Origin of the sequence: Eggerthella sp. AM16-19, from assembly GCF_003474385.1 — a bacterium.
GTDB lineage: Bacteria > Actinomycetota > Coriobacteriia > Coriobacteriales > Eggerthellaceae > Senegalimassilia.
In genome coordinates, this window is sequence record NZ_QUCY01000022.1 from 1 (window position 1) to 25,308 (window position 25,308).

Below are 25,308 nucleotides of genomic sequence, written 5' to 3' on the forward strand. Positions count from 1 at the left end.
AAATCTCAGGCGAAAAAAGCAAGTTGACATACATAGGAGCTTCGAGCAGCAAGGATACCGAGCTTTGTGGGAAACCGGTCAGACAGCAAGCCGGGACGCTGCGACGGGAACGGGGGGCAAACGGCGACTCGAAGCACTAGGCGGAAAGGAAAACGGGGGACCGAGACAATGCGCACTGAGAGGCCACCTGCAAGCTATAGCGCCGTGGAGCAGACGGACCTCGAAGAACACTGGGTAATACATATGGCGAACTCGTTACGCGTTGGTGACAGCGTCGGCATACGCGGGCCCGCGGCACTCGCGACGCGATACCCTACGGATAGCGGAACGTGGCTGCTAGGCCCGTCCCGCACAACGATTACCCGCGCCGCCCCGTGCGGCGCTACGCATAAGGAGCAGCTCATGGCGTTCTCGAAACATCCCATCATCGACGTGACCCCCGTTGACGCGGCGCGCGGCTCCGTCGCTGCGGCCCAAGCTGCTGCGGAGCCCTTCATGCCGCCCTCGTTCGGCAAGCGCGTCGGGAAGATGGATAACCAGCCGCTGCATACCACGTTCGTCGACGGTCGCGGCAATCCCGTTCGCAATCAAGGCGATGCTGCCGCTGCCGCATCGCGCCTGACAGGCGCAGCCCAAACCGTCGCCGGCGCCGCCGTCATGGCGGTGGGCGTGCCCATGCTTATATTGCCCGGGCCCGGCGTGCTCGCCATCGGCGCCGGGGCCGCCATTGCCGCCGGTGGAATCAAGAAGATCCGCAACGGGAAATAGCGCAAGGGGCGGCGGGTTTCGCCGCTCCTTAGCCTTTCCCTCCCATCAGCCCCTCTACGAACCCCATAGCCCGCATATCGCCTTGTGCGATGCGCGGGCTGTTCTCTCTTAGCCCCAAGTCCTTCTCGATATCATCCTTCCGCGCACCGTTTTACGGCAGAGCGAACATTCCGCGTCGCGATTCCCGCCCTACGAGCTGCACGCACCCCCGCTCAACGGCTTCGCAACGTAACAGCCGCATCGCCTTGTGCGATGCCCGAGCCATTCGCTTCCTTTGCCCGCATGCCGCGCCAACCTCCGCTCAACGGCTTCGCAACGCGAAGGCAACGCCCGGGCTTTCCCCATTGCAACCCGCTGCCGCAGGCGTACTATTCCTTTCTAGCAGGGGCAAAACGCCCCGAAAGAGCAAACGCAGGCGCAAACCCGCACGTCAACATTGAACGGAGGCACGTATGTGCACGGCGATTCGATTCACCGATTCTGACGGAAACCTATATTTCGGCCGCAATCTGGACTGGGCGTACGGCTACGGCGAGACCATCACGTTCACGCCGCGCAACCACCCCGCGAACACGGGGCATCGCGCAGTGCTGGGCATGGCCATCGCATCGGAAGGGTTTCCGCTGTATTTCGACTGCGCCAACGAGAACGGCCTAGCCATCGCAGGTCTGAACTTCCCCGGCTACGCCTACTTCCCCGACGATGCATGCCCGGGAACCGCAGCCGTGGCCCCGTACGAGTTCCCCTTGTGGGTCACCTCGAACTTCGACAACGTTGATGACGTCGAGGCAGCGCTGGCGAGCATCACGCTGGTGAACAAGGGCTTCGGCGACTTCCCCATCGCCCTGCTTCACTGGATCATCGCCGATGCCAGCGGTTGCATCGTGGTGGAGTCGACCGCCGACGGCCTGCAGGTGATGCGCGACCCCGCCGACGTGCTGGCCAATCAGCCGGGCCTTGCATGGCATCTGGAGAACCTGCGCAGCTACATGAACGTGACCCCCAGCGCACCAAGCTCCGTGACCTGGGGAAACGCGACATTGACGCCCTACGGTGCGGGCGCAGGCATGCGCGGGCTGCCCGGCGACGTGTACTCCCCGTCGCGCTTCGTGCGCGCGGCATACTTGAACGCACACCATGCGCCGAAGGACACCGAGCGCGGCAACGTGGCGCGCGTGTTCCGCACGCTCGGCGGCGTGGCCATGGTGGAGGGAAGCGCGCAGATGAACGACGGCGCGAACGAGTTCACCGTGTTCACCAGCGCCTATTCCGCACGCGAGGGCCGCTACTACTTCAACACCTATGAGAACGCCGCCTACGCCACCGCCGCATTCGCCGATTTCGACATGGACGGCACCGAAGTCCAGCAGGCGCATTAGACGAAGCGACAAGGCGAACCGAGCAAGGCGCCCATCACCTTACAAGCTGACAGTTAGTGCTACGTCCCCAAAGCGTCCGAAGTGTCCGACCCGAAGTGTCCGGCAAATGTCACGTAGCAGGTGCTAATTGGCTGCCGTGTGGACGCGTTGTGCTATCATCCCTTCAGGACGAGTGACGCTCCCGGGCATCTGGGAGCACAATAAGAAAGAAGGAATCATGGCAGAAGAGTGCTCGCACGAGTGCGGCAGCTGCGGTGTTTCGGGATGCGGCGAGCGCACCGCTGCCGGCCCCACCAAGCTTGAAACGAACAAGCGCAGCAACGTCAAGCACGTCATCGGCGTTGTCTCCGGCAAGGGCGGCGTCGGCAAGTCCCTGGTCACCAGCCTGCTTGCCAGCGAAATGAATAAGCGCGGCAACAAGGTCGGCATCCTGGACGCCGACATCACCGGCCCCTCCATCCCGAAGACCTTCGGCATCACCAACCCGCTGACCGCCGACGCTGACGGCATCCTGCCCGGTCAAACCCAAACGGGCATCAAGGTCATGTCCACCAACCTCATGCTTCCGAAGGGCGACCTGCCCGTGGCATGGCGCGGCCCGGTCGTGTCCAACGCCATCCGCCAGTTCTGGAGCGAGACGAACTGGGGCGACATCGACTACCTGTTCGTCGACATGCCTCCGGGAACCTCCGACGTGCTGCTGACCGTGTTCCAGTCGCTGCCCGTCGACGGCATTGTCACCGTGTCGGCCCCGCAGGAGCTGGTTGCCATGATCGTGGGCAAGGCGGTCAACCTTGCGCATGACATGGACGTCGAGGTGCTGGGCCTGGTGGAGAACATGGCCTACTTCAAGTGCGACGACTGCGGCAAGAAACACCACATCTTCGGCGAGCCGCAGGGCGCCGAGGTTGCCGAGCGCTACAACATCCCCGCCTACACCACCCTGCCCATCGACCCGAAGTTCGCGCGCCTGTGCGATGAAGGCAAGGTCGAGGACTACGACGTGGAAGGCAAGCTGGACGTCATCATCGACAAGATCGTCGAAGCCGGCGAAAAGCAGGACGAGAAAGCAGCCGAATAACGGCTTCCGCCCCAAACGCTTCAATCAAGAAAGCCCGCGAACCCTTTAAGGTTCGCGGGCTTTCTTTGCAACGGGCGGCCGTTAGGCAACCGTCGGTGCAAAGCAGCGCCGACTCGGCAAACCCGAACGGAAACGGTTGGCGGGCCAACGGCCGCGCCGGCGGGCCCATATCGCGACCAAAGCCAACGGCTTCCGTTGCAGACGGGCCCCGCCCGATGCCGAATCAACCGGTGCAAGCCGGTAACCGATCCGGCAAACCACCTAGCTGCAACCCGCCAACCGGCTTACCGGCTAACGGCTGCGTCGACGTGCCGCTATCGCCGCGACAAGGGCGGCAACGGCGGCGACTGCCGGCGGGATGATGGGCGCATTATCACCGGTTTCCGGAGAGAAACCGCCCAGCTTGCGCGAATCATCCAAATTGCCTGAACCCTTCGAATCATCGTGGTGATCGCCCGGATCCCCGGAATCGGAATCGGGATCGACATCCAGCACCCCGGTTACCGCATAACCGACCCGAATATGCTCGTCACTGGGCTCAACAGGCACCTGCTCACCGGCGCCGTCGGCCGAACCCCCAGCGCCAGAAGACGTGGCAGCCGCCTTGCCCTGCGCAACGCCGCCCGCAGGCGGGGCCCCGGCGGCGGTGGGATTGCCGAACCTGGAGCTATCCCAGCCAAGCGCCACCCAACGCCCGTCTACCCAACCGCCGGTCGAGTTCCCGACGAAGTCATAAGAGCCCACATCGTTCAACGAAGAATCGAACAGGTGCGTCTCCTGGGGCTCGAACGCGCCCTTCTCCCCGATGGCGATACGCGTTGCCGCCACGGCACCCTGCTCTCCGATGACCAGGTCCGTATAGGTCGACGCGAAGGAACTGACCGGGACAAGCGCACGGTAAGCTATTTGCTTACCGGCAAGGTCGAACTTCATGACAGCGCCCTCGCGAAGCGCATCATCTTGGTTCCCATCGGCATCCACGCGGCCCGACGCCAGCACGTAAACGGAATCCTCGCGGGCCTCCACGTCGCAGATGACCTGATATCCGCCCAATTCGCAGGTGCGCACCGGTTCCAAGCTTTCGGTGAAATCCTCGACCGTATCAAGGTCCAGCTCGGCCGGCGCAGCGGCCAAACATTCCTCAACCGCTTCTGCGTCATACAGGCGGATCGTATGGCTCGGCCCATCGGGATTGTAGGCGCCGTTTTCGGAAAACACCGCGGCGATCAGCCCGTTGCCCGCATCGTAGACATTCCCCGCCCGCGTCCAAAGCATGCCTTCGCCGCTCGATGACGCGTCGCCGGCGGCTTGCGCGGCCGCATCGGCGCCCGCGAACGCCGATGCCAGCACATAACCGTCCCCAAGCCCGAACTGATACGCATACGAGCCCACAACGGGCGCATCCCCCACCGCCATGGCGCGAAACAGCCCGGTGTAGCGGCTTAGAGACGCCTCGCGAATCACCTGACGCGTGCCCAGGTCCACCAGATAGGCGCGGGCCAAGCCGGAAGCTTCGCCGTACTCGAACGACGCCGTCACCAGGCAGCGGTCATCGGACAGCATGGCACAGCGCAGCACCGTGCTGGTCAGCGGATACGTAGGCAGCACCGCCCCCTCGATCATCGCCTCGTCCACCTTTGACGGGTCGTCCTCGTCGAAGGTTTCCAGATACAGGTCTTCGCCGACCGCGCGCATAAAGCAATGCGATCCGTCGCCGCGCGTGAGCACCGACGAGATGCCGACGTTCTCGACCACCGGGTCCGTTTCCAGCTCATAGAAGCCGTGTGCGCCGAAACCGGTCAGGCCAGACGGGGAGAACGGCACGCGGATCTCCTCGGAATACACCTCCTGCCCGCCGGCCACGCCCAACAGGAAACACCCCGCGGGAAACACCGCCTCGCAGGCGCTGGTCGGGGACACCTCGCCGGGGTTGAGCTTGTAATCCATGGAAACGGTTTCGCCGCTTGCATCGGTAATGGAAAGGACGCGCTTCCCGTCTATCTCAAGGTACGGGAACGCTCCAGTCTCATAGGCCTTGCAAAGCGCCGGGTACGACATGGTGAAGCACACCGGACCCCAATTCAGCAGCGTCGTCGGCTTCAACGAAAGGGAGAACTCGAGGGGAACGGGCTTAGCGGCGTCCGACCAGGAGACGGTCACGGCGCCGGAGCCCTCACCGCATTCGCCGACCGAGAACGTCAAGCCCGTGAAGCCGCCGCCGATGCTTTCGCCGAAGTTCGTGGAGGGATACGTCGTCGGCGACACCTCGTGGCCGTCGCGGAGCATGCACCCGTAGCCGGTGCCCGTGACGGCGGCAGGCGCATAGCCTACCCCGGAGGCGTGGGCTTCGTCCATATCGGGGTCGACCAGCTCGATAAGCTGGTTGCCGGGCGTGCCGGTGGTGTTCTTGTACAGATAGTCGTCCCCTTCTTGGGAAAGCGCCGCCTGCACGCGGAAAAGCCTGAAGCCCGACGGCAGGGGGACATCCTGGCCCCCGCGTTTGTATACTACCGACTGGTTGCCGGCATAGCGATCGTATTGCAGCAGATAATACGACGAGAACAGGCCCTTTTCCGGGTCCAGCAGATCCTCGGAATCCGATACGGCGATAAACCCGCCGCATTCCTGCAGATCAGACCCCGTAAAGGCGGAAAGCACCTGATCAAGCGAGTGCCCGTCATAGTGCTCCAGCACACCATTGCGCAGCACATCGACGCCGCCGGCGTTCGCGACCACGCGCACGACCTTGCCCTCGTCGACCCAACCGAGCATCCATTTGAAGAAGGCGTTGGTATCGCCGGTGTTATTGTCCATCAGGTCGAACGTCAGGCACCCGGAACGCTCGGTCGAATCCGCCGAGGTCCTTCGATAGCTATACAGGTCGGGAAGGCCAAGCACATGGCCCGTTTCATGGATGAGCGTGGAAGCCGCCATGTCCCCGGTGCAGTTCTCGGCCAGCAGGCACGCGTTCCACAGGCGCCTACCGTCCCAGGAACGCTCGCATACCTCGGGCGAGGCCTGCTGCTGCACCGTCCACTCCTGGCTCCACCAGGTGCTACCCCATCCCGAGTCAGGGCCGGCGAAATGGATGTACACACAGTCGAGGTAGCCGTCGTCATTGGCGTCGAACTGCGAAAGGTCAAGAGTCTCATCAAGCGCATCGAGCGCTTCCACGAACAGCGTGTTGATATCGCCCTGATAGTAGCTGCGCTCGTGCTTCGCCTGATAATCCACAGCAGTGCCCGATATGTCCAACTTGCCGTAGCTTGCGCGCTCATAGTACGCATGCAGGCTTTCGTAAGGGAAGCCCGACCTGCCGCCGCCGTTGATGAGCGCATCGAGCGCTTCAAGCGTATCGTCGTCGGCGAAGGAATAGTCCGGGAACGACACGCGCAACGCCAGCACGTGTCCGGCGCCGACCGTGGCCATGCCGCTTTTCCAAGTCGACGGGACCGCGGATCGCATCGGGGACGCGCCGGCATACGAGCCGAGAGCTGCCGCTTGCCGTGCAAGGGCCTGCTGCGTCAGACCGACGGACGGCCGCTCGTGGCCAAGGCGCTCGGCGGCCTGCACGCGCTCGTCAAGCGAGCCGTCGGCACGATAGGCTTCGATCTGCTGCTCGGTGGGAACGCACGGCGAGGTTCCATCGACGACGCCACCTTCGTCGGCAAATGCCCGATCGGGCATGCTTGCGCAGGTGATCGCCATGGCGGTAGCGACCAGCGTGGCCGCAATCGTCAGTTTCGCCCTCCGCACGATAACGTCGAAGGGTATGGGGAAATCACTCATGCGGTTCCTTTCGCACGGGGTAAGGCCGACAGGCAACGCGCCATCGGCAACGGCTGACGGCGCGACATCAGTATAACGAACGCGGCGGCGCGGGCAGCCGAGCAGACCCTAGCAATGCCCGCTCAAGCCTTGGGCAACAAAACGAGTGGTCGCACAGACGGAAAAGCAGCGAACAAGAATAAAGCTCACAAGCCTATAAGAGCCCGCGCTTTTGCAGCGCCCGCAATGCGCTTCGAGCCGTCGTCCTGGGAATCCCCGAAAGCTCGGCGATGCGCGTCGCCGACGATGCGGCGCGGGTGTTCAAGCCCCAGCGTTGCGCAACCAGCAAGGCAAGTGCCTGGGTTCGGGTGATGCGCAGGTCCCGCTGCATACGGGAAAGACCACGGCTCGCCAAGATCGCCTCGGAAAGCAGGCGATGGCCGCCGTTCGCCTCGACCGAGATCGCAACATCCTCATCGGCGCCATCCGCGAACACGGCCGACAAATCCTCGCAAACGTCCCAGCCCCCATCAAGCAGCTCGACGACCAGCGTGCGCCGATCGACGCCGCAAGAACGGAAAACGCACCCGCCCTCCTCAAGACGATTGAGCGAACGCGTGCACGAAACGCTATCGAGCCCAAGCTCAGCAATCAATTTCCCTCGCTCCATCGCCCCGTTGCCACGCTCCAGCAACAATAGGACGAGCGCATCGATCGCCGGCATGCCCGCACCTCGCGCCGCACGCTCGAGCGCGCACAGCGATTCCAAACCGGTAAGGCCATCTTGCCCGCTTCCTCGCCCCAAAGCCGTCGTCAAATCACGACAACCCTCTCCCCATCCCGCGGAAAAACCCGCACGCCGCCCAACGGGCGCTATGATACGGTTTGAGCTCAACTGATTCCCCCAATGCTGAGAAAGGCGGCCGATATGCGAAAAGCCCTGCTGTCCGGCGAGGTCATGGACGTGCTGTATTACACGCATATGCTAGCGCGAAACACCCTCATGGCAAGCGGGGACTTAACACTCGAGGAATACCTCATGCTGCTCGACGCGGCGTTTGAGCACGTCGCCACGCCCAAAGAGCTTGCCCGAGCGCTCAGCGTAGAATCCGCCCAGCTGCTCGCCGCCGCCGACGAATGCCGAGCGCAAGGGCTGCTCGTCCGCACCCGCTCACCGCTCGATCGGCGCCTTCCCGGGTTCACGGCGACGGCATCGGGCCGCCGCAAAGCCGTGCTGCTCAACCGACTGCTCGTAACCGTTGCAAGCGATTTCTGGCGCACCGATCAAGAAGGCGTGATCGAGCTGGTGAAAACCATCGAGCCGTTCCAGCGAACCGGACCTGCAGCCTGGCCGGTCGGCGACGAAGCACCCATCACGCTGCGCTCGCTTTGCGCGCTGCTCGGCCTCTGGCAGGCTTATCGCGATTTCGGTGCACGGTTTTGGCTGTCGTTTTCCGAGCTGCATATGCTCATCATCACCCACGAGTTCGGGCCGCAGCCGAATCACCCGCTGTACCGCGATCGCAACATGTTCGCCACCAACGACTACGCCGCCAACGTCATGATGGCACGCGACAAGGGGCTGATGATCGAAAAGGACGGCACCTTCGCCCTCTCACCGGCGGGCCGTCAGAAGATCGAGCTCATATTCGACGCATGCGAACCGCCCACCCAGCATCGCTCTCCGAAAGCCGACGGCCCACTTGCCGATTTGCAAGCTCTCTGTCGCCGCATGACGGCCCATGCCATGGAAAACGCTATGGACCTCTATCGCAGCGCCCCATCTCCAGGCAGGTAGATTCTCCACTTTCATCAGGCTTTTGCCGAATATGAAATCGATTGTTTTCTTGTCTGCCGCCGATTGGCATACTACAGGAGCAACGTTACCGCCTCGACCATGGCTAAGCTTGAGCGTAAGCAAAGCGACGTCGCGCACAGCGCCGCAAGCGGTAACGGCAACGGGAATGGCCATTCCCCTTCATCGCACTAAACGAAGGGGGATCACGTTGAAACAACCGAATCCGACCGCCCGCCAATCCGACGAGACGGGCGCAAGCTCATCCAATGCGCCGAGCATCAGCCGCCGCGCGTTCGTCGGCGCAACCGCAGCCCTCGGCGCGGCATCGCTTGGCGGCGCCGCCGACCTGTTCGGCACGTACGGCGAGGCGCAAGCCGCCGAAGCTGCCGAAGAACGCACGTTCGAATGCGTCTGCCGCCCCAACTGCCACGGATTTTGCCGCCACAAGGTCACCGTGCGCGACGGGCTTGTGGTCAAGTCCGAACGCGCGAGCTTTCCCGATTCCCGCTACGACCGCATCTGCCTGCGCGGTATCACCAGCTTGCAGCGCATCTACGACCCCGACCGCATCAAGTACCCGATGCGGCGCGCAGGCGAGCGCGGCGAGGACAAATGGGAGCGCATCACCTGGGAAGAGGCCATCGACACTATCGCAACGAAGTGGAAGGACATCATCGCCCGCTATGGCTCGCAGGCGCTTGCTTTCCACCATTCGGGCGGCGATGTGTCGCTGTTAAACTGCTGGCCGACCATCACGCGTTTCACGAACCTGCTCGGCGGCACGTACATCGACTACAACACCGATATGGGCATCGATCACGGCACCGGCCAGGTGTTCGGCGCAAACGACTGGAACGGTCCGTCGTCAAACGACCCGAGCGACTGGAAGAACTCCAAGACCATCTTCCTCTGGGGTTACAACATCACTGAAGCGAATATCCAAGCATGGCATTTCCTTGCCGATGCGCTCGAGGGCGGAACGAAACTCGTAGTGGTCGACCCCGTGTTCACTACCGCCGCCTCGAAGGCGCACGCCTACGTGCCGATCCGCCCCGGTTCCGACCTGGCGCTGGTGCTGGGCATGGCGCACGTCATCGTCGAGGAAGGCCTGGAGAACGAAACCTTCTTGCGCGACAAGTCCTGCGCCCCGTTTCTCGTGAACCAGCAGACGGGCAAGTTCTTGCGCGCAAGCGACCTGGGCCTTGCCCTGGAAGGCGACCCCGCAGCGGTGTTCGACGAGGCCCGCGGCGAAATCGTCCCCGTCACCGAGGCGAAGACGCCCGCCCTAAGCGGCGACCGCTCCCATGACGGTCTTGAGCTGCGCACCGCCTGGGACATGCTGCGCGACGAGTTGGCGAAGTACCCGCCCGAACGTGTCGAGGAGCTTACCGACGTCGCCGCCAACACCGTGGTGGAGCTAGCGCATCTGCAGGCCGGCGAGCTGGTGAGCAACCTGCACGGTTTCGGCAACGGCTGCTACGTCAACGGCGGCGTGTTCGGCCACGCCCTGGCAACGCTGGCATCCATCACCGGCAACATCGGAAAGTCGGGCTGCTCGTTTGGGTTCCCCGTGCATGTCGGCATCGCGGTCAACGACGCCTGGCTGCGTGCCGACCTGGCGAAAATCCCCGGCGGTATCCCCACGCTCGTCCTGCCCGAGGTCATTGCCACCGGCAAGTTCCACGGCGAGGACTTCCCCATCAAGGCGCTGCACTTCTCGAATTCCAACGCGCTGTCCAACACCGTCAACCACAACGTGCTGCGCGAACAGGTGCTTCCCAACATCGAGCTCATCGTCACGCAAGACGTCACCTTCAACGACACGGTGCGCTACTCCGACATCGTGCTGCCGACGCCGAACTACTACGAGGAAGAAGAGCTCGTGGCCCTGTTCTTCGCCCAGCACCCCTATATGCAGCATTCCGACAAAGCCGTCGACCCGCTGTTCGAAGCGAAATCCGACACCGAGATATTGCGCTTGCTTGCCGATGCGATGGGCATCGGGGATCAGTTCATGCCCATGAGCGACGAGGAAGCCTGCGACCTGCTGTTCGACACGCCGCTTGGGCGCGAATGCGGCCTGACGTTCGCCAACTTGAAGGAGAAGGGCGTCATCAAGGTGCCCGGGCTCGACATCATGTTCGAAGGGCAGAAGTTCAACACGCCGTCAGACCGCGCCGAGTTCTACGTGGAAAATCCCGCCGCCCGCAACGACTACGGCCAAGAGCTCGACGTCGACCACGCGCACCTGCCGCAGTGGGAAGAACCTGCCGAGGCATGGCCTGAAAACCCGCTTGCCAAGAAGTACCCGCTTGTGGTCATCACGCCGAAGGCCCGTTACCGCGTGCACGGCCAGTGGTTCAACGTTCCGGCGCTGCGGGAAATGGACCCCGAGCCCACGACGTACCTCAACCCGCAGGACGCGCAAGCGCGCGGTATCGCCGACGGCGACTACGTGGAAGTGTTCAACGACCGCGGCGGCTACGTGGCGCGCTGCATCCTTTCCGAGGGGATCCGCCCGGGCGTGATCTCCACGCCGAAGGGCTGGCAGCGAAACCAGCACAAGCGCGGCGGCTATCAGGAAGTCACGGGCGGGCACTTCGACCCGTTCACCGTGAACAACTCGTTTTATGAAACGCTTGCCGACGTGCGCAAGTGGGAGGAGGAATAGGCCATGGCGAAACAGAGACTGGGCATGGTGATCGACACCGCCCGCTGCATCGGGTGCCAAACGTGCGCCATGGCATGCAAGTTCGAGAACAACCTTCCTCGTGGCGTGTGGTGGAACAAGGCGAAAACCATCGGAGGAAGCCACGCCGACACGCCGTCGGGCCAGTTCCCGCAGGTGCGTATGGATTTCTTCACGTTCTCGTGCCAGCACTGCGACAACGCGCCGTGCGCGAAAGTGTGCCCGACCGGGGCCACGCACGTGCGCGAGGACGGCATCGTCATGATGCAGACCGACCGCTGCATCGGATGCCGTTACTGCATGGTGGCCTGCCCCTACGAAGGCGTGCGCAATTTCAACTGGGACGAACCGACCTACGACGTATCGCACGCCGTCGGCGGCACGGGCATCCAGGAGCACCGCAAGGGCACGGTCGACAAGTGCAGCCTGTGTTACCACCGCGTGGACGCAGGACTCGAACCGGCGTGCGTGCACGATTGCCCGGCGCGAGCACGCTATTTCGGCGATTTCGCCGATCCCGACTCCGAGGTGTCGCGCCTTATCGCCACGCGCGACTACTATCAGCTGATGCCCGATCAGGGCACACACCCGTCCGTGTATTTCCTGAAATAGAGGTGCGCTATGGAAACGTTGAGGAGCAAGAAGACGCTCGCGGTGCTGGCCGTGGCCGTTGCCGCCGCCGTGGCGGGCATGGCGGCCTGGATCATCGAGGGCGTCACGCCCGAAAGCGACATGGGGCTTGCCAGCAGCGCGCCCTGGGGTTCATCGATGGCGCTGTTCATCACCTTCATCGGGCTGGCGACGGGCAGTTCGCTTGTAGGAGCTTGCTCGGTGCTGCTGAACCTGCCGGGGCTGCGACGCGTCTGCGGGTTGTCATGCGCAGCCGGCCTGGCCGCTAGCATCGGCGGCGTCTTCTATATCATGTCCGACCTGGGGAATTTCCCGAACATCATGAGCATGCTCACGGGATTCAACGTGCGCTCGCTGCTGTCCTGGGACATGATCGCCCTGCCGCTGTTCATGGTGGCCGATGCGGTGTTCTTGCTGGCGCTGCGCTTCGGCCGCGCCCTGCGCGGGCCTGCTGCGTTCGTGATAGCCGCTTCGCTGTTCCTGCTGTTCGTGGATGCCTGGATCTTCGAATTCAACACCTCTCGCGAAGCATGGGCATCGTCGGTGATGCTGCCGTGGTTCATCGTATCGGCCGTATCGTCGGGCCTGGCGCTGACGATGATCCTGGCCGCGCTGTGCGGGCAGCGCCCGGAAACCGACGCCTGGGCGCTCGGCGCCATGGCTGCGCTGGCAGGGTTGGACGCATTCTTCGCCGTCACGGAAGTGGCGCTCGGTTTCTACCATGGGGCAGGCGCTGAGCTTACGATTTCCCAAGCGCTCGTGTTCGGCAACATGGCGGGGCTGTTCTGGTTCGAAGTGGCAGCGTCGATAGCCGCGATCATCTTGGCCCTGACGGCGCGACGAAGCTGCCTACGAAACGACGGCGAAGGCCGCGGGCGCAACACGACCATCGCAGCCGGTGCGCTTATCGTGTTGGCGGTATGCGCGAAGCGCCTGTACTTCATCGAGTCGGGGTTTGCCGTGCCGCTAGCCCCCGAACCTTCAACAGAAGGGATGATGGCAGCCGCAAGCGCGGCAAACGCAGCAACGGGCATCACCGCTACGTCGACGCTGCTGGCGCTTGGCGGTATCGGCATCTTCGTGGCGCTGTTCGTGATAGCCCGAGCTCTGGCGCCGACCGGCACCGACCAAACGACGACGAAAGAAAACGCCTAGCAACCGAATCGGTGCCCCGTCTGCGCAGCCGCGCAGACGGGGCACCGGTGGAAAAGGAGCGGACATGCTAAACGAACGCAACGCCATCGGGCTCGAAACCTCCGCCGACGCTTTCGAGCTGGCTTCGCTTGCGATGACATACCCCGACAGGCGCTTCGCCGCAGCGGTAGCCGACGGAACGTTCGCGCAAGCCTGGAGCCGTGCGATTCGGCAAGTGTTGGGCGAGAACGCCACGGAAGCCGGGGCGATAGCGGGCTCGGCATTCCCGCACAAATCGCCCGACGACATCTTTCACCAGCTGCGATGCTCGTACACCAACACGTTTCTCAACATGCCCCGCCCGAAGGTTTCCCCCTACGAATCCGCCTGGACGTCTGACGACAAGGCGCTGCTGTACGCCAACGACACCTGCAGGACCGTGCGGGAATGCTACCGCGCTCATGGCATGGAGCCGGAAGCGCTGCACGAGCCCGCCGACCATATAGCCTACGAGCTGGGGTTTTTCTCGTTGCTGGTGAAAAGCGGCGAAGTCGGGGGTGCGAAGCGTTTCTGGCAAGATCACCTGGGCCTATGGCTGGAACGGCTGTGCGCTGCGGTGATCGCGAGGGACGAGCCCTTCTACGCACCGCTGTTCCGCGACCTATCCGAGGTCGCCGCATCCGTCAACGAATCCCTTGAGCCCAAGGGAGCGCGGTCGTGAAGCCGGAATCGACTCCCCCGAAGAAGAACCGATGCGCCAGCCGCGCCGCCCGAACGGCAGCCCTTACCGCGGCTCTGTTCGCAATAGCCATGGCGACAAGGGGAATCGCCCTGAGTTTTCCCAACAGGTACGGCTTACATGCAGCACTGTGCGCACCGCTATTTGCGTTGGCGTTCGGTGTTCATTTGCGAAGATACCGGCATCCCAGCTCCATCCCGGCATCGATCGCGATTATGACCTGCGCACTCGCAGTCATGAGACCCATTGAAATGGGCATGCCGTTCGCTTGCACCACCGTATTGGCGGCACTTGGATGCCTGGCGACGAATGCTCGGCAAGGGTGTGCAGCAAGCATCATCTTGCCCTCAAGTTGCGCTTTCTTGTACCCGCTGACCATGCTTGCAGGCGTCATCGGCGCAAGATGCAGCCTGTCCTCGTTGGCAAACGGCATGCAGCTGCTCGCATTCGCTCTCAATGCGCTCCTTTGCCTGCTTGTTGCCACCGCAACGGCGAAAAGCGCAAAACCGTAGCATCGACCTTCTCATGATATGGTTGCAAGCTCACCGTCACCCACAAGCTCGGCAACAAAAAAGACGCCAAGCCGCATCCAGGCTTGGCGTCTTCTGTTTTCCCAGGTCAATCCTACAGTCCGTAAAACTCCGTCGTTAAGGGCCTTGCGAACAGGTCCTTTGCTGCCGCTTTCGGGTCGGCGCCTTCCCACACCACGCTACGCACCACGTCGGTGATGGGCAGCTCGACATCGTAGGCGTCCGACAGCGTCTTCATCGTTTTGCACGCCAGCGCGCCTTCCACCACCATATGCGTACGCTCACGATACCCATCAAGCGTGCCACCCTGCGCCAGCTCCACGCCGAACGAACGGTTGCGCGAATGCTCGGAGGTGCACGTGGCGATCAAGTCACCCGCACCGGCCAGGCCCATGCACGTGATGGCCTGCCCGCCGCACTTCACCGTCAGGCGGCTCATCTCGGCCAAGCCGCGCGTCATGAGCATGGCTGCCGTGTTGTCGCCATAGCCCAAGCCATACGCCACGCCCACGGCAATGGCGATGACGTTCTTGAACGCGGCGCACAACTCCACGCCCGTGACGTCGTCGCTGGTGTAGGTGCGGAACGTCGGCGAGGCGAACAGGTCGCGGAACAGCACCGCCGTATCCTGACCCGACGACGCGATCACGGTGCCCGCCGGCTTGGCCTTGATGACCTCCTCGGCATGGTTGGGGCCCGAAAGCACCGCCAGACGATCCCTGTTGCCCAACTCGGATTCGAACACGCCCACGGGCAAGTAGCCGCTTTCGGCCTCCACGCCCTTCGAGCAGATGATGATCGGGAACTGATCGTCCACCACATCGGACAGCACGCGCGCCACACCACGCAACAGGTTCGAGGGCGTCACGATGACGGCGGCCTTCGCGCGATGCAGCGCGTCACGGTACGAGGTGGTGGCCACGATGTTGTTGGACAGCTTCGCATCCGAAAGGTAGCGCGGGTTGACGTGCTCGTGGTTGATACCGTGCACCACCGAATCCTTGCGCGCCCACAGGCTTACGTTATGCCCATTGAGGGCCAGCGTCTGCGCCAACGCGGTTCCCCACGAACCGGCGCCGATGACTGCAACCTTCATGTCGTCGTCCACTTTCTTACGCTTCCTTATCCTTTTGCCCGATACGGCGCTCGTTGCCTGCGCGCAGGCGCTCGATGTTACCGCGATGCGCCCAAACCACCGTCAGCGCGGCAACCGTGGTGCACACCCACGCTGCGGGCGCGAACGTGGCATACAAGAAGTAGTACGCGGCGAACAGCGGGCACGCCCCCGCGGCGGCGATGGAACCCACCGACACGTACTTGGTGGCAAGCACCAGCACGGCGAAGATGGCCAGCTCAAGGCACGCGCCCTGCCAGCCAAACGTCACGAACAGGCAGCCCACGGCCACGGCGATGCCCTTACCGCCCCTGAATCCCAGCCAGGGGCTGAAAATGTGCCCCCATACGCAGCCCAAGAAGGCCACCGTGACGAAGTCGTCGTAGCCGATCACATGGCCCGACAGCGACATGCCGCCGCCGAACATGACAGCAGCCGCAGCTGCAATCAGGCCCGATGCGATGCCCTTGCCGAAATCCAACACGAACACGGCGCTGCCGCCCACCTTGCCCATGGTGCGCATGGCGTTGGTGGTGCCGATGTTGCCCGAGCCGTGCTCGCGGATGTCGGTGTGATAGAACACCTTCGAAATGATGACGCCCCAAGGGATGGACCCCAACAGGAAAGAGACGACGAAAACCCCTAATGCTCCCAGCAGTTCCACAGCGGATCTTCCCTAATCTTTTTTCTTAAACTTCATGCGGATGGGCGTGCCCGTCAGGTCAAACGACTTTCGCAGACGATTCTCTAGGAAGCGCTCGTAGTTGTCGTTGACCAGGTCGGGGCGGTTCACGAAGAACGTGAACTGCGGCGGGCACGTTGCCGTTTGGGTGACGTACTTCATGCGCAGGATGGCCTTGCCCTTCGAAACGGTGTGGCCGCCCTCGCGAATCTCGCCCAGCCAGACGTTGAGCTGGTTGGTGGGAATGCTCTTGCAGAAGTTCTCGTACGCAACGTCAACGGCTTCCCAGATGCGATGGACGGATTTGCCCGTGAGCGCGCAGGTGGCCACAACGGGGGCATAGCCCACGAAGGTCATGCGGTCGGTGATCTTCTCGCGAACCTCGGCCTTGGCGTCGGGGCCCTCCACCAGGTCCCACTTGTTCAGCACGATGACCATGGCGCACTGGCGGTCGGCGGCGAAGCCGGCCACGCGCTGGTCCTGGTCGGTCAGGCCGATGGAGCCGTCGATGACCAGGATCGCCACGTCGGCGCGGTCGATGGCGCGCATGGCGCGCACGAAGCCGTAGTACTCCACGTCCTCGTCGATCTTGCTCTTCTGGCGCAGACCAGCGGTGTCGACGATGGTGTAGCGCTGGCCGTCGTGCTCGATGACGGTGTCGATGGCATCGCGCGTGGTGCCGGCAACGTTGGACACGATGGAACGATCATCCGAGGTCAGACGGTTGGTCAGCGAGGACTTGCCGGCGTTGGGGCGGCCGATGATGGCGATGTTGATACCGCCGTCCTCTTCCTCGTCGTCGGCCGTCTCGACCTTCTTCAGGTCCTCGACCACGGCATCGAGCAGGTCGCCCGTGCCGTTGCCGTGCAGCGAGGAGACCGACCACGGATCGCCCAGGCCCAGCTGGTAGAACTCCCAAACCTGGTCCATGGTGTCGGGGTTGTCCATCTTGTTCACCACCAGATACACCGGCTTGGAGGTCTTGCGCAGCACGCGCGCCACCTCCTCGTCGTCGGCGTTGATGCCGGTGCGGCCGTCGACGATGAAGACGATGACGTCGGCCTCGTTCACGCCGGCGAACGCCTGCGTGCGAATGGAGCTTTGGAACGCGTCGTCGTCGCCCATCTCGATGCCGCCCGTGTCGATGAGCTTGAACGGCACGCCGTTCCAGTCGGCGATGTGGTACGAACGGTCGCGGGTGACGCCGCGCATCTCGTGCACGATGGCCTCGTCGGCCTGGGCGATGCGGTTAACGAAGGTGGACTTGCCGACGTTCGGCCGTCCAACAACCGCCACAATGGGCAGAGCCATATCAAATCCTTTTCGGTTGAGGAAAATACTACGTTTGCGGCGCCGCTATGCGCGCGCCAGTTCGACGAGTTCCGGCAAGAACCCAGTCGCGTTACAGGATACCACGCTCACGGGCACGCCCGCCGCCTTCCCCATATCCTCCAACGTTGCGTCATCGAGCGTGACGCCGTCGTCGTTGAAGATGACCTTGGGGACCACGTACGTCCAGCCCGGGTGCTCGGCGGCGTCGGCGCGGATGGCGTCGGCGATGTCGCAGCTGCACAACAGCCCCGTGACGTCGACGTTCCCGCCGAAGAAGCGGTTCTCCACGAACAGCGGCTCAACCACCCCGGCAAGCGGGCCGCGCGAGAACAGCGGGCGGAAGAAATGCGGCGTGGCCATGCCGGCGATGTAGCGCACGCGCATGCCCGCCTGCTGCAGCGCCTGCGCGGCTTGCGCGTCAAGCCCGGCCTCTTCCGCTGCTTCCCAATCGTCCACGAACGAGCGGATGATGCCCACGCCGTCCTCGAACATGCCGAAGTCGCCGTAGTGCTCGGTGGGCGGGAGGTTCTCCAGCAGCTCGTCGCCGTAGGCGTTGCAGTAGAACTCGTCGGCGGCGAAGGCCCACAGGTGGCCGCGTTCGGCAAGGGCGCGCTGCTGAGCAGGCACGATGGTATCCATGGCGGCGCGGGCGGCCACCGGGTCGTTGAAGCTTTTCGTGAAGCACGTCTGGTGTTTGGTGAAGCCCAGCGGCACGATGCAGATGTCCAGGATGCCCGGGCGCGCATACGCCCAGTCGAGCGTCTCGCGCAGCGCGTCGCCGTCGTTCTCGTCGGGCATGAGCACGATCTGGGCGTGGAACTCGATGCCGGCGGCAAGCAGGCGGTCCATCACGTCGATGCCGTGCTGGGCATGCCTGCCGATGATGTGCCGGCGAACCTCGGGGTTGGACGCGTGCAGGGAAACGCGCAGCGGGCTGATGTGCTGCTCGATGATGCGTGCCTCGTCCTCGGCAGACAAGTTGGTGAACGTGACGAACGTTCCGGACAGGAAGCTGAGGCGGAAGTCGTCGTCACGCAGCGTGAGCGACGGGCGCATGTCGTCGGGCAGCTGGCGCATGAAGCAGAAGATGCAGGCGTTGCGGCACAGCTTGACGCCGTCGAACACAACGCCCGAAAACTCGAAGCCCCACTCCTCGCCTTCGTAGCGCTCAAGTTTCACCTCACCGGAATCACCGTCGGTGTCGATGTATCCGAGGGTGATCACGTCGTCGGCGGTAAGCCAGCGCCAGTCGATCATGTCGCGCACGGGCTGGCCGTCCACGCTGGTGATGATGCAGCCCGGGGTGAAGCCCGCGTCGTCAGCAGGGCTTTCGGGCAGCACGGATTCGATGACGGCCTTCGGAGGCTCGGGAGCACGGCGCTTGCGGCGGCCTGCGGACTGCGCAGCCTGCTTCGCCACGTCCTGAGGAGGATAAATGCCCACGTCAACACCGCCTTTCCGCTTCCGCTTGCCCATATGCCGTCGATTTTTCGCAGCATATTATGCTAGCATGCCGCACCCGCCAAGGCGCACGGCGAGAACACGGCGCGGAAAAACAGCGCAACTGGGGATGAGGACCTACGATGCGGAGAACGACCTGAGGGCGTCGCGGACGGTGCGGTACTGGCGCTGGCTGATGGGCACCGCCTCGTCGCAGTCCATGACCAGCCCATCGGCAGAGGCTTGGATCACGTGCTCCATGTTCGCCAGGTAGCTTTTGTGGCAGCGCACGAAGCTGCCGGGCAGCTGCTGCTCAAGCTCGACCAGCGCCGCATACGATTCCAGCACGCGAGTATCCGAAAGCCTGACCAGCACTTTTCGCCCGATACTTTTCACGTACACCACGTCGGCGGGGTCCACGATGTGCACGGTCCCGGCGCTGCGCAACGCAAGCGGGCTTGCCGCGCGATGGCCGAGCAAGCCGAACACCTTGTCCAAGGCGTTGCGCGCCTCCGTAGGCGAATACGGCGCCAGCAGCAGATACTGATGGTCGGTGCCGTAGACCGCCGAGGTGTAGGCGGCGCGCGTGGTGCAGTACACGGTCAACGGAAGGATGCCGCGATCTTGCAGCTCGCGCACCAGCGCGATGCCGGCGCGTTCATCGGAGGCACACGCCGGGAAGGCGTCGGGGGCATCCACGGGAGCGAACAGCGCATCGATGCGCGGACCTTGGGAGACGCGCTCGCTCACCTGAGAAAACGCGCAGCTCTCCAACTGGATCGCGCCGGCGCAGGGATGCTGCTCGATGAGCACGCGCAGCGCCTCAGGCTCGGGCACGGCATCTTCGACGAACAATATCCTGCACATGGTGGCAACCTCCGCATCGCGTTCGCGCGCCGGCTCTTTTGCGGCGCCGGACGGCTTCGTTCATGCTTCAAGGCTAACCCGGTTTTCGCGGGATTTGTTGTGCAACAAATCGGGCCGTTTCTCCACCGTCCGTGCACAAAACCGTCCCCGCCCTCACATGCCGAAGCACGTGCAGACGGGGACGGTTCACATGGGGATATATAGGAAATGCAGCGCCATGACGGCGGACAGGGAAATGCGAGTGTAGGCCCACCCGCATGATAAGGATCGCTACATGCGCTCCAAACGCTGCACCACTTCGTCGATCTGGTCGTCGGGAGTGCTGGCGCCTGCCGTGACGCCCACGGAGGAGCAGCCCACGAACCACGCGGGATCAAGCTCGGCGGCCGACTCGATGTGGTACGTGCGCGGGCATTCCGCAGCGCAGATCTCGGCCAGATGCGTGGTATTGGCCGAATTGCGCCCCCCAATGACCACGATGGCGTCCACCTGCCCGGCAAGCTCCGCAGCAGCCTGCTGGCGCTGGCGCGTGGCCGTGCACACCGTGTCCTTGACCTGCGCGGCAACGCCTTGGGCGCGAATGCCCTCGAGCACGTCGTCGAGCGCATCGCGGGTTTGCGTGGTCTGCACGACCACGCCCACGTGCTCAGGCAGGTCACCGGGCAGGTCGGCGGCCGTTTCCGCCACGTGCACCTGCGCACCGGCCTCGTGGGCGTAAGCCACCAGGCCCTCCACCTCGGGATGGCCTTCCTCGCCCACAACAACCACGTAGCCGCACTCCTCGGCAAGCGTGGCGGCGGCCTTTTGCGCACGGGCGACATGCGGGCACGTGGCATCGATCACGGGAAGCCCGCGCGCCTCCACCGAGCGGCGCACGGCCGGGGTGACGCCATGGCTGCGGATGATGATGGCGCCGTGCGTTGCCTGCTCAGGTTCCTTGACGGCCAGCACACCGCGCGCCTCAAGGTTCGCCACCACCTGGGGGTTGTGGATGAGCGGCCCCAACGTGAACGCGCTGCCATCGCCCTCGCTGGCTTTCAGGGCCAGGTCAAGGGCTCGTTGCACGCCGTAGCATGCGCCTGCGTTCTTGCTGCGGATGACTTCCATGTCCGGTCCTTTCATATGGGTAAAGGTTGAGGTTCGCGGTTTGACGCTCGCAGTTTGCGGCTTGCAGATTGCGGCTGCGGGCTTACGAATGCAGAAAGCGTTTTGCGACTCACGCCCTCCGGCCTTTGCGCCACGCACGATAGCGCAAGGGGCCGCTCTCGCGGCCCCTTCCCCTCAAAACCTGCTACTGCTCGGCCTGCGCCTTCTTCGTGGGGCGGGTCAGCTCGATGGCCTCGGCAGGAGTGTGCTCGGGAATGGGATGGGAGGCGAACGCCTCCGTGAAGTCGCGGCCGTCGGGGAACAGCGCGACCATATCCACCTGCTCACGCGGCACGCGCTGATGCAGCGCGAACACCTCGCGCATGGCGTACCACGAGCACCCGTCCAAGCGATCTTCCTTCGGCAGGAAGTCGAAATCGCTTACCACCAGGGGCTTTCCGTACTCCACCGAAATCTTCGGGAAGCGGATGTGCTCGCCTTTGCGCTTGACGTTCTCCGCCTCGCGCACGCACATGGGCAGGATGGGCGCCTTACCCATCTTCGCGATGAATGCCGCACCGGAGTGGATTTCGGGCGTTTTGCTGCCCTTGCCACGGCGCGTGCCCTCCGGCAGGATGCCCACCAGCTGATTTCCCTTCAGCATGTGCGCCGCGCGCTTGATGGCGGTGCGGTCGGCCGAATCGCGCTTGATGGGGAACGCGCCCACGCGCGAGAGAATCTGCCCCGCCAAGCCGTGGGCGTTGCCGAACAGCGAGTCGCGGCCCATCAGGCGCACGAACTGGCTCGGGCGCGCTGCCACGTACATGAGCACCACGTCCAGAAACGACGTGTGGTTGGAAACCACCACCGCACCGCAGCGGTCCTTGAACGCGCGAAGGTTCTCGCGCCCGTCCACGCGATAGCGGAACAGCACCTTGAACACGAAGCCGATCAGCACATAGGCGAAGTTCGCGAACCAATGCGGGATCTGCTTCTCGTCGGTGGTGCCTCCGAGCGCGCGGTCCCACATGTCCTCGTATCTCAGAAACAGGCTCATACGCGCACGCCCTTCTCCTGGGCCAGCGCGCAGATACGCTCGATGACCTGCTCGATCGTGCGGCCGGTGGAATCCATCTGCACGGCATCGGACGCCGGCTTGAGCGGGCTCGTATCGCGCGAGGAATCGATGGCGTCGCGGCGCTCGATATCGGCGAGCACCTCGGCGTAATCGGTGCTTCCCACGCCGCGGCGCTCGTTTTGCGCCACGCGGCGATGGGCGCGCTCGGCGGCACTGGCGGTCAAAAACACCTTCAACTCGGCCTCGGGGAACACCGCCGTGCCGATGTCGCGGCCTTCCACCACGTAATTGCCCGCGCGGCCGATGCGCTGCTGCTGGGCCACAAGCGCCTGGCGAACGGCGGGCGCGGCGGCCACGGCGCTGACGGAGCGGTCAATCTCGGCGGTGCGGATGGCATCGGTCACGTCCACGCCGGAAATGGAGACGCGGCGTGGCAGCGGATCGCCCGACTCATGGGAGAACCCGATCTCGTGCATGTCGGCGATGCGGCCGAGCGCTTCGCCATCTTCCAGCGAAACGCCGTCTTGCAGCGCCTGCCAGGCGATGGAGCGGTACATGGCGCCCGTGTCCAGGCACGAGAAGCCCAAACGGCGCGCGACCGCCTTCGAAACGGTCGATTTGCCGGCGCCGCTCGGGCCGTCGATAGCGATGATCATCGTGCAAGCCTTTCGATATCGTCCAAGAAGCCGGGATAGCTGACGCACACGGCCTCGAAATCCTTGATGTTCACGGGGACCTTGCCGGTCAGGCCGACGAGCGACCAGGTCATGGCAAGGCGATGGTCGCCGAGCGAATCGAACTCGAGCCCCTCGGGAACCTGCAGGCCGGGCTGACCCTCGATGCAAAGGTCGTCGCCTTCGCACCATGTATCCACGCCCAGCTTTGCCAGACCGTCCATTATAGCGGCAAGACGGTCAGTTTCTTTCACACGAAGCTCCCCCACTTGACGGAACACGGTGATTCCATGCGCGTGCGCCGCCACCAGCGCCAGCACGGGGATCTCGTCGATAATGCCGGCGATCTTGTCGGCAGGCACCTCGCAACCGCGCAGGTCGGGCGTATAGCAGGCCTCAATGATGCCGTAAGGTTCCTTTCCCGCCGCACCCGTGTGCGCGACGCTGACCTGGGCGCCCATGCGCTCGAGCGTGCGCACGAAGCCGATGCGGGCCGTGTTCAGGCTGACGTCTTCGATTTGGATCGAGCTTTCGGGGCGCAAAACCGCCGCGCATGCAAGGAACGCCGCCGAAGACGGGTCGCCCGGCACGAGCACCTCGCCCGCCTGGGGCTGGGCGGGACCGGTCACGCTGGCCGTGCAGGCGCCGGCCGTGGTGGCCACGCCGTATTCGGGCAGCATGAGCTCGGTGTGGTTGCGGCTCGGCGCCGGCTCGTTGACCGTGGTGGTTCCCAAGGCGTACATGCCGGCAAGCAGCACTGCTGTCTTGAGCTGGGCCGATGCCATGGGGGCATCGTAGGTGAGGGGGCGCAGCCCGCCGCCGTGGACGGTGATGGGCAGCGTCTCGCGGCCTTCGGGAAGGAAGCGTGCGCCCATCTTCATGAGCGGCGCGGTGATACGGCGCATCGGACGCTTGCACAACGAGGAATCGCCCGTGAGCGTGACCTGGATATCCCACGGCGCCAGAATGCCCATGAGCAGGCGCACCGTGGTGCCGGAGTTGCCGCAATCCACGGGCTCGGCGGGCTGGCTGGGACCGGCGGCGCCCCAGCCGGTGATGCCGCCGGCAAGGCTTCCGTCGGCCTGCTTCTCCAGGCTGACCTGGGCGCCAAGCGCGCGCACGGCCCCGATGGAGCTGCGCACGTCGGCGGAATCCAGCACGCCGGACACGCGCGAAGTGCCCTCCGCCATAGCGGAGAACAGCACGGCGCGGTGGCTGATGGATTTGTCGCCCGGCACACGCGTGGAACCGTGCATGGGGTTTTCCAACGGTTTGATGACGGTGACGTTATCCGACATGGGTGTGCTCCTTAGGCGCTAGCGGGCTGAACGAAACGGAGAAACCGGCATTGATAAGGTGCGCCGACAGCTTGCCGATGTCACCTTCGTCGGTGAGCACGAGCGAGAGCACGGCCGAATCCTCGGTGACGTGGTCGATCTCGATGGACTGGATGTTGCACCCCACCTTGCTGGTGATGGTGGTGACCTCTGCCACCACGCCGGGACGGTCCTCCATGGGGATGCGAACCTCCAGCAGCCGCTCGGTGCACGGCAGCCATGCGGCCGGCAGTGCGCGGCGGGCATCGGCTGCCTCGGCAAGCAGGCTGGTCAGCGTTGCGCGATCGCCCGCTTCAAGCGCGTCGGCGAACTGCCCGATGATGCCCTGCATCTCGCGCAAACCACCCAAAAGCGCATCTTTGTTGTCGAAAGCGATACCGCACCACAGCTCGGGTGAGCCAGCCGCGATGCGCGTGGAATCCTTGAACCCGCCCGCTGCCAGGCGCATAAGCGAATCCTGGCCCTTGGCGTGACGCACGGCAAGCTGCACAAGGGAGCTGGCGGTGAAATGCGGCACGTGGCTGACCACGGCCACCGCCGCGTCATGCTGTTCGCGCGGCAGGCTGATGACGCGCGCGCCGATGCCGGTGATCAGCTCGTGCAGGCGCGTGAAGTGCTCGGCGGGCGTATCGGCGTCGGGGCACAAGATCCAGTACGCGCCCTTGAACAGGTCGGCGCGAGCGCCCACGATACCGTTCTTCTCGGAGCCGGCCATAGGGTGTCCGGGAACGAAGTTCTGCGGATACGGAAGCGTGTGCGCGGCCATTTCGATGATGCGGCTTTTCGTGGATGCGGTATCGGTGATGATGCCTCGATAGCCCCACTCGCCCAGGTCTTTCAAATAGCCTTCCACCACGCTGACGGGCGTGGCCAAAACCACCAGGTCGCAGCCGTCTTCGATGAACGCGCGGAACTCCGCGGCATCGGGGGCGGCGGTAGCGGTGGCCCAGCCTCTGTTGACGGCCTCGACGCGGGTGGCCAGGTCGGTGTCGACGGCCATGACCTGCGCCGACGGGTTTGCCGCGCGCAATGCGGCGGCGAAGCTGGCGCCGATGAGGCCGAAGCCGATGACGGCTACGTTTTCGAAACCGCCGGTTTTCGCTTGATCGATTGTTTGTGCCATAAGGCGATGCAGACCTTCCGGATCCGATCTAGGGTAGGACGTTGCGGGCAAGCCGGCAT

Annotated in this window: 21 protein-coding genes; 8 read left to right on the forward strand and 13 right to left on the reverse strand. The window is 64.0% G+C overall.

Features of this window, described 5'->3' with window-relative positions; genetic code table 11:
• Nucleotides 1-402 precede the first annotated feature (402 nt).
• From DW178_RS08755 to DW178_RS08765, 3 genes are all read left to right on the forward strand, one after another.
• The gene (locus DW178_RS08755; RefSeq protein WP_118350616.1) at nucleotides 403-768 is read left to right on the forward strand and encodes a hypothetical protein; all 366 of its coding nucleotides are present in this window, start codon (nucleotides 403-405) and stop codon (nucleotides 766-768) included.
• Between the two features lie 452 nt (nucleotides 769-1,220).
• Nucleotides 1,221-2,147 (forward strand): choloylglycine hydrolase, encoded by a 927-nt coding sequence (bsh, locus tag DW178_RS08760; RefSeq protein ID WP_118350618.1) that lies wholly within the window; start codon nucleotides 1,221-1,223, stop codon nucleotides 2,145-2,147.
• Between the two features lie 217 nt (nucleotides 2,148-2,364).
• A complete protein-coding gene (locus DW178_RS08765; protein ID WP_118350620.1) occupies nucleotides 2,365-3,228 on the forward strand; it encodes an Mrp/NBP35 family ATP-binding protein in 864 nt (287 codons plus the stop codon).
• A 291-nt stretch (nucleotides 3,229-3,519) separates the two neighbouring features.
• On the opposite strand, the gene DW178_RS08770 is transcribed toward DW178_RS08765, so the two are convergent.
• Nucleotides 3,520-7,017, reverse strand: a complete 3,498-nt coding sequence (locus DW178_RS08770) for a M6 family metalloprotease domain-containing protein (RefSeq protein WP_118350622.1) — start codon at nucleotides 7,015-7,017, stop codon at nucleotides 3,520-3,522.
• Nucleotides 7,018-7,210: 193 nt separating this feature from the next.
• A complete protein-coding gene (locus DW178_RS08775; protein WP_158574142.1) occupies nucleotides 7,211-7,813 on the reverse strand; it encodes a MarR family transcriptional regulator in 603 nt (200 codons plus the stop codon).
• A 111-nt stretch (nucleotides 7,814-7,924) separates the two neighbouring features.
• Between DW178_RS08775 and DW178_RS08780 the strand changes: the two genes are divergently transcribed.
• The 5 genes from DW178_RS08780 (at nucleotide 7,925) to DW178_RS08800 (ending at nucleotide 13,968) form a co-directional block, all read left to right on the forward strand.
• Nucleotides 7,925-8,794, forward strand: coding sequence for a MarR family winged helix-turn-helix transcriptional regulator (locus tag DW178_RS08780; protein ID WP_118350626.1), 870 nt, complete (start codon nucleotides 7,925-7,927; stop codon nucleotides 8,792-8,794).
• Between the two features lie 208 nt (nucleotides 8,795-9,002).
• Nucleotides 9,003-11,465 (forward strand): molybdopterin-containing oxidoreductase family protein, encoded by a 2,463-nt coding sequence (locus tag DW178_RS08785; RefSeq protein ID WP_158574145.1) that lies wholly within the window; start codon nucleotides 9,003-9,005, stop codon nucleotides 11,463-11,465.
• Nucleotides 11,466-11,468: 3 nt separating this feature from the next.
• Nucleotides 11,469-12,095 carry a sulfate reduction electron transfer complex DsrMKJOP subunit DsrO gene (gene dsrO / locus DW178_RS08790; RefSeq protein ID WP_118350630.1) on the forward strand — a complete coding sequence of 209 codons (627 nt, stop codon included), beginning with the start codon at nucleotides 11,469-11,471 and terminating at the stop codon, nucleotides 12,093-12,095.
• A gap of 9 nt (nucleotides 12,096-12,104) precedes the next feature.
• Nucleotides 12,105-13,268 carry an NrfD/PsrC family molybdoenzyme membrane anchor subunit gene (nrfD, locus tag DW178_RS08795; protein ID WP_118350632.1) on the forward strand — a complete coding sequence of 388 codons (1,164 nt, stop codon included), beginning with the start codon at nucleotides 12,105-12,107 and terminating at the stop codon, nucleotides 13,266-13,268.
• 64 nt (nucleotides 13,269-13,332) lie between these two features.
• Entirely contained in the window at nucleotides 13,333-13,968 is a 636-nt protein-coding gene (locus DW178_RS08800) for a TorD/DmsD family molecular chaperone (RefSeq protein WP_118350634.1), read from the forward strand.
• Nucleotides 13,969-14,149: 181 nt separating this feature from the next.
• On the opposite strand, the gene DW178_RS08805 is transcribed toward DW178_RS08800, so the two are convergent.
• The 11 genes from DW178_RS08805 to DW178_RS08855 form a co-directional block, all read right to left on the reverse strand.
• The gene (locus tag DW178_RS08805) at nucleotides 14,150-14,443 is read right to left on the reverse strand and encodes a hypothetical protein (protein WP_158574147.1); all 294 of its coding nucleotides are present in this window, start codon (nucleotides 14,441-14,443) and stop codon (nucleotides 14,150-14,152) included.
• Between the two features lie 167 nt (nucleotides 14,444-14,610).
• On the reverse strand, nucleotides 14,611-15,612 hold the full coding sequence (locus DW178_RS08810; protein ID WP_118350690.1) for an NAD(P)H-dependent glycerol-3-phosphate dehydrogenase: 1,002 nt from the start codon (nucleotides 15,610-15,612) through the stop codon (nucleotides 14,611-14,613).
• 16 nt (nucleotides 15,613-15,628) lie between these two features.
• On the reverse strand, nucleotides 15,629-16,294 hold the full coding sequence (locus DW178_RS08815; protein WP_118350639.1) for a glycerol-3-phosphate acyltransferase: 666 nt from the start codon (nucleotides 16,292-16,294) through the stop codon (nucleotides 15,629-15,631).
• A 12-nt stretch (nucleotides 16,295-16,306) separates the two neighbouring features.
• Complete coding sequence (der, locus tag DW178_RS08820; protein ID WP_042435995.1) at nucleotides 16,307-17,623, reverse strand: ribosome biogenesis GTPase Der; 1,317 nt, start codon at nucleotides 17,621-17,623, stop codon at nucleotides 16,307-16,309.
• A gap of 45 nt (nucleotides 17,624-17,668) precedes the next feature.
• Nucleotides 17,669-19,087: a DUF512 domain-containing protein gene (locus tag DW178_RS08825; RefSeq protein WP_286168622.1), complete on the reverse strand. Its 1,419-nt coding sequence runs from the start codon at nucleotides 19,085-19,087 to the stop codon at nucleotides 17,669-17,671.
• Between the two features lie 135 nt (nucleotides 19,088-19,222).
• The gene (locus DW178_RS08830; RefSeq protein WP_118350645.1) at nucleotides 19,223-19,951 is read right to left on the reverse strand and encodes a LytR/AlgR family response regulator transcription factor; all 729 of its coding nucleotides are present in this window, start codon (nucleotides 19,949-19,951) and stop codon (nucleotides 19,223-19,225) included.
• Nucleotides 19,952-20,221: 270 nt separating this feature from the next.
• A complete protein-coding gene (ispH, locus tag DW178_RS08835) occupies nucleotides 20,222-21,058 on the reverse strand; it encodes a 4-hydroxy-3-methylbut-2-enyl diphosphate reductase (RefSeq protein ID WP_118350647.1) in 837 nt (278 codons plus the stop codon).
• Nucleotides 21,059-21,242: 184 nt separating this feature from the next.
• Nucleotides 21,243-22,094, reverse strand: a complete 852-nt coding sequence (locus DW178_RS08840; protein WP_118350650.1) for a lysophospholipid acyltransferase family protein — start codon at nucleotides 22,092-22,094, stop codon at nucleotides 21,243-21,245.
• A complete protein-coding gene (gene cmk / locus DW178_RS08845; RefSeq protein WP_118350653.1) occupies nucleotides 22,091-22,771 on the reverse strand; it encodes a (d)CMP kinase in 681 nt (226 codons plus the stop codon). The genes DW178_RS08840 and cmk overlap by 4 nt, the downstream gene beginning before the upstream one ends.
• Nucleotides 22,768-24,087 carry a 3-phosphoshikimate 1-carboxyvinyltransferase gene (gene aroA / locus DW178_RS08850; protein WP_118350655.1) on the reverse strand — a complete coding sequence of 440 codons (1,320 nt, stop codon included), beginning with the start codon at nucleotides 24,085-24,087 and terminating at the stop codon, nucleotides 22,768-22,770. Before aroA ends, cmk begins: the two co-directional genes overlap by 4 nt.
• Nucleotides 24,077-25,249: a prephenate dehydrogenase/arogenate dehydrogenase family protein gene (locus DW178_RS08855; RefSeq protein ID WP_118350658.1), complete on the reverse strand. Its 1,173-nt coding sequence runs from the start codon at nucleotides 25,247-25,249 to the stop codon at nucleotides 24,077-24,079. Before DW178_RS08855 ends, aroA begins: the two co-directional genes overlap by 11 nt.
• Between the last annotated feature and the right edge of the window lie 59 nt (nucleotides 25,250-25,308).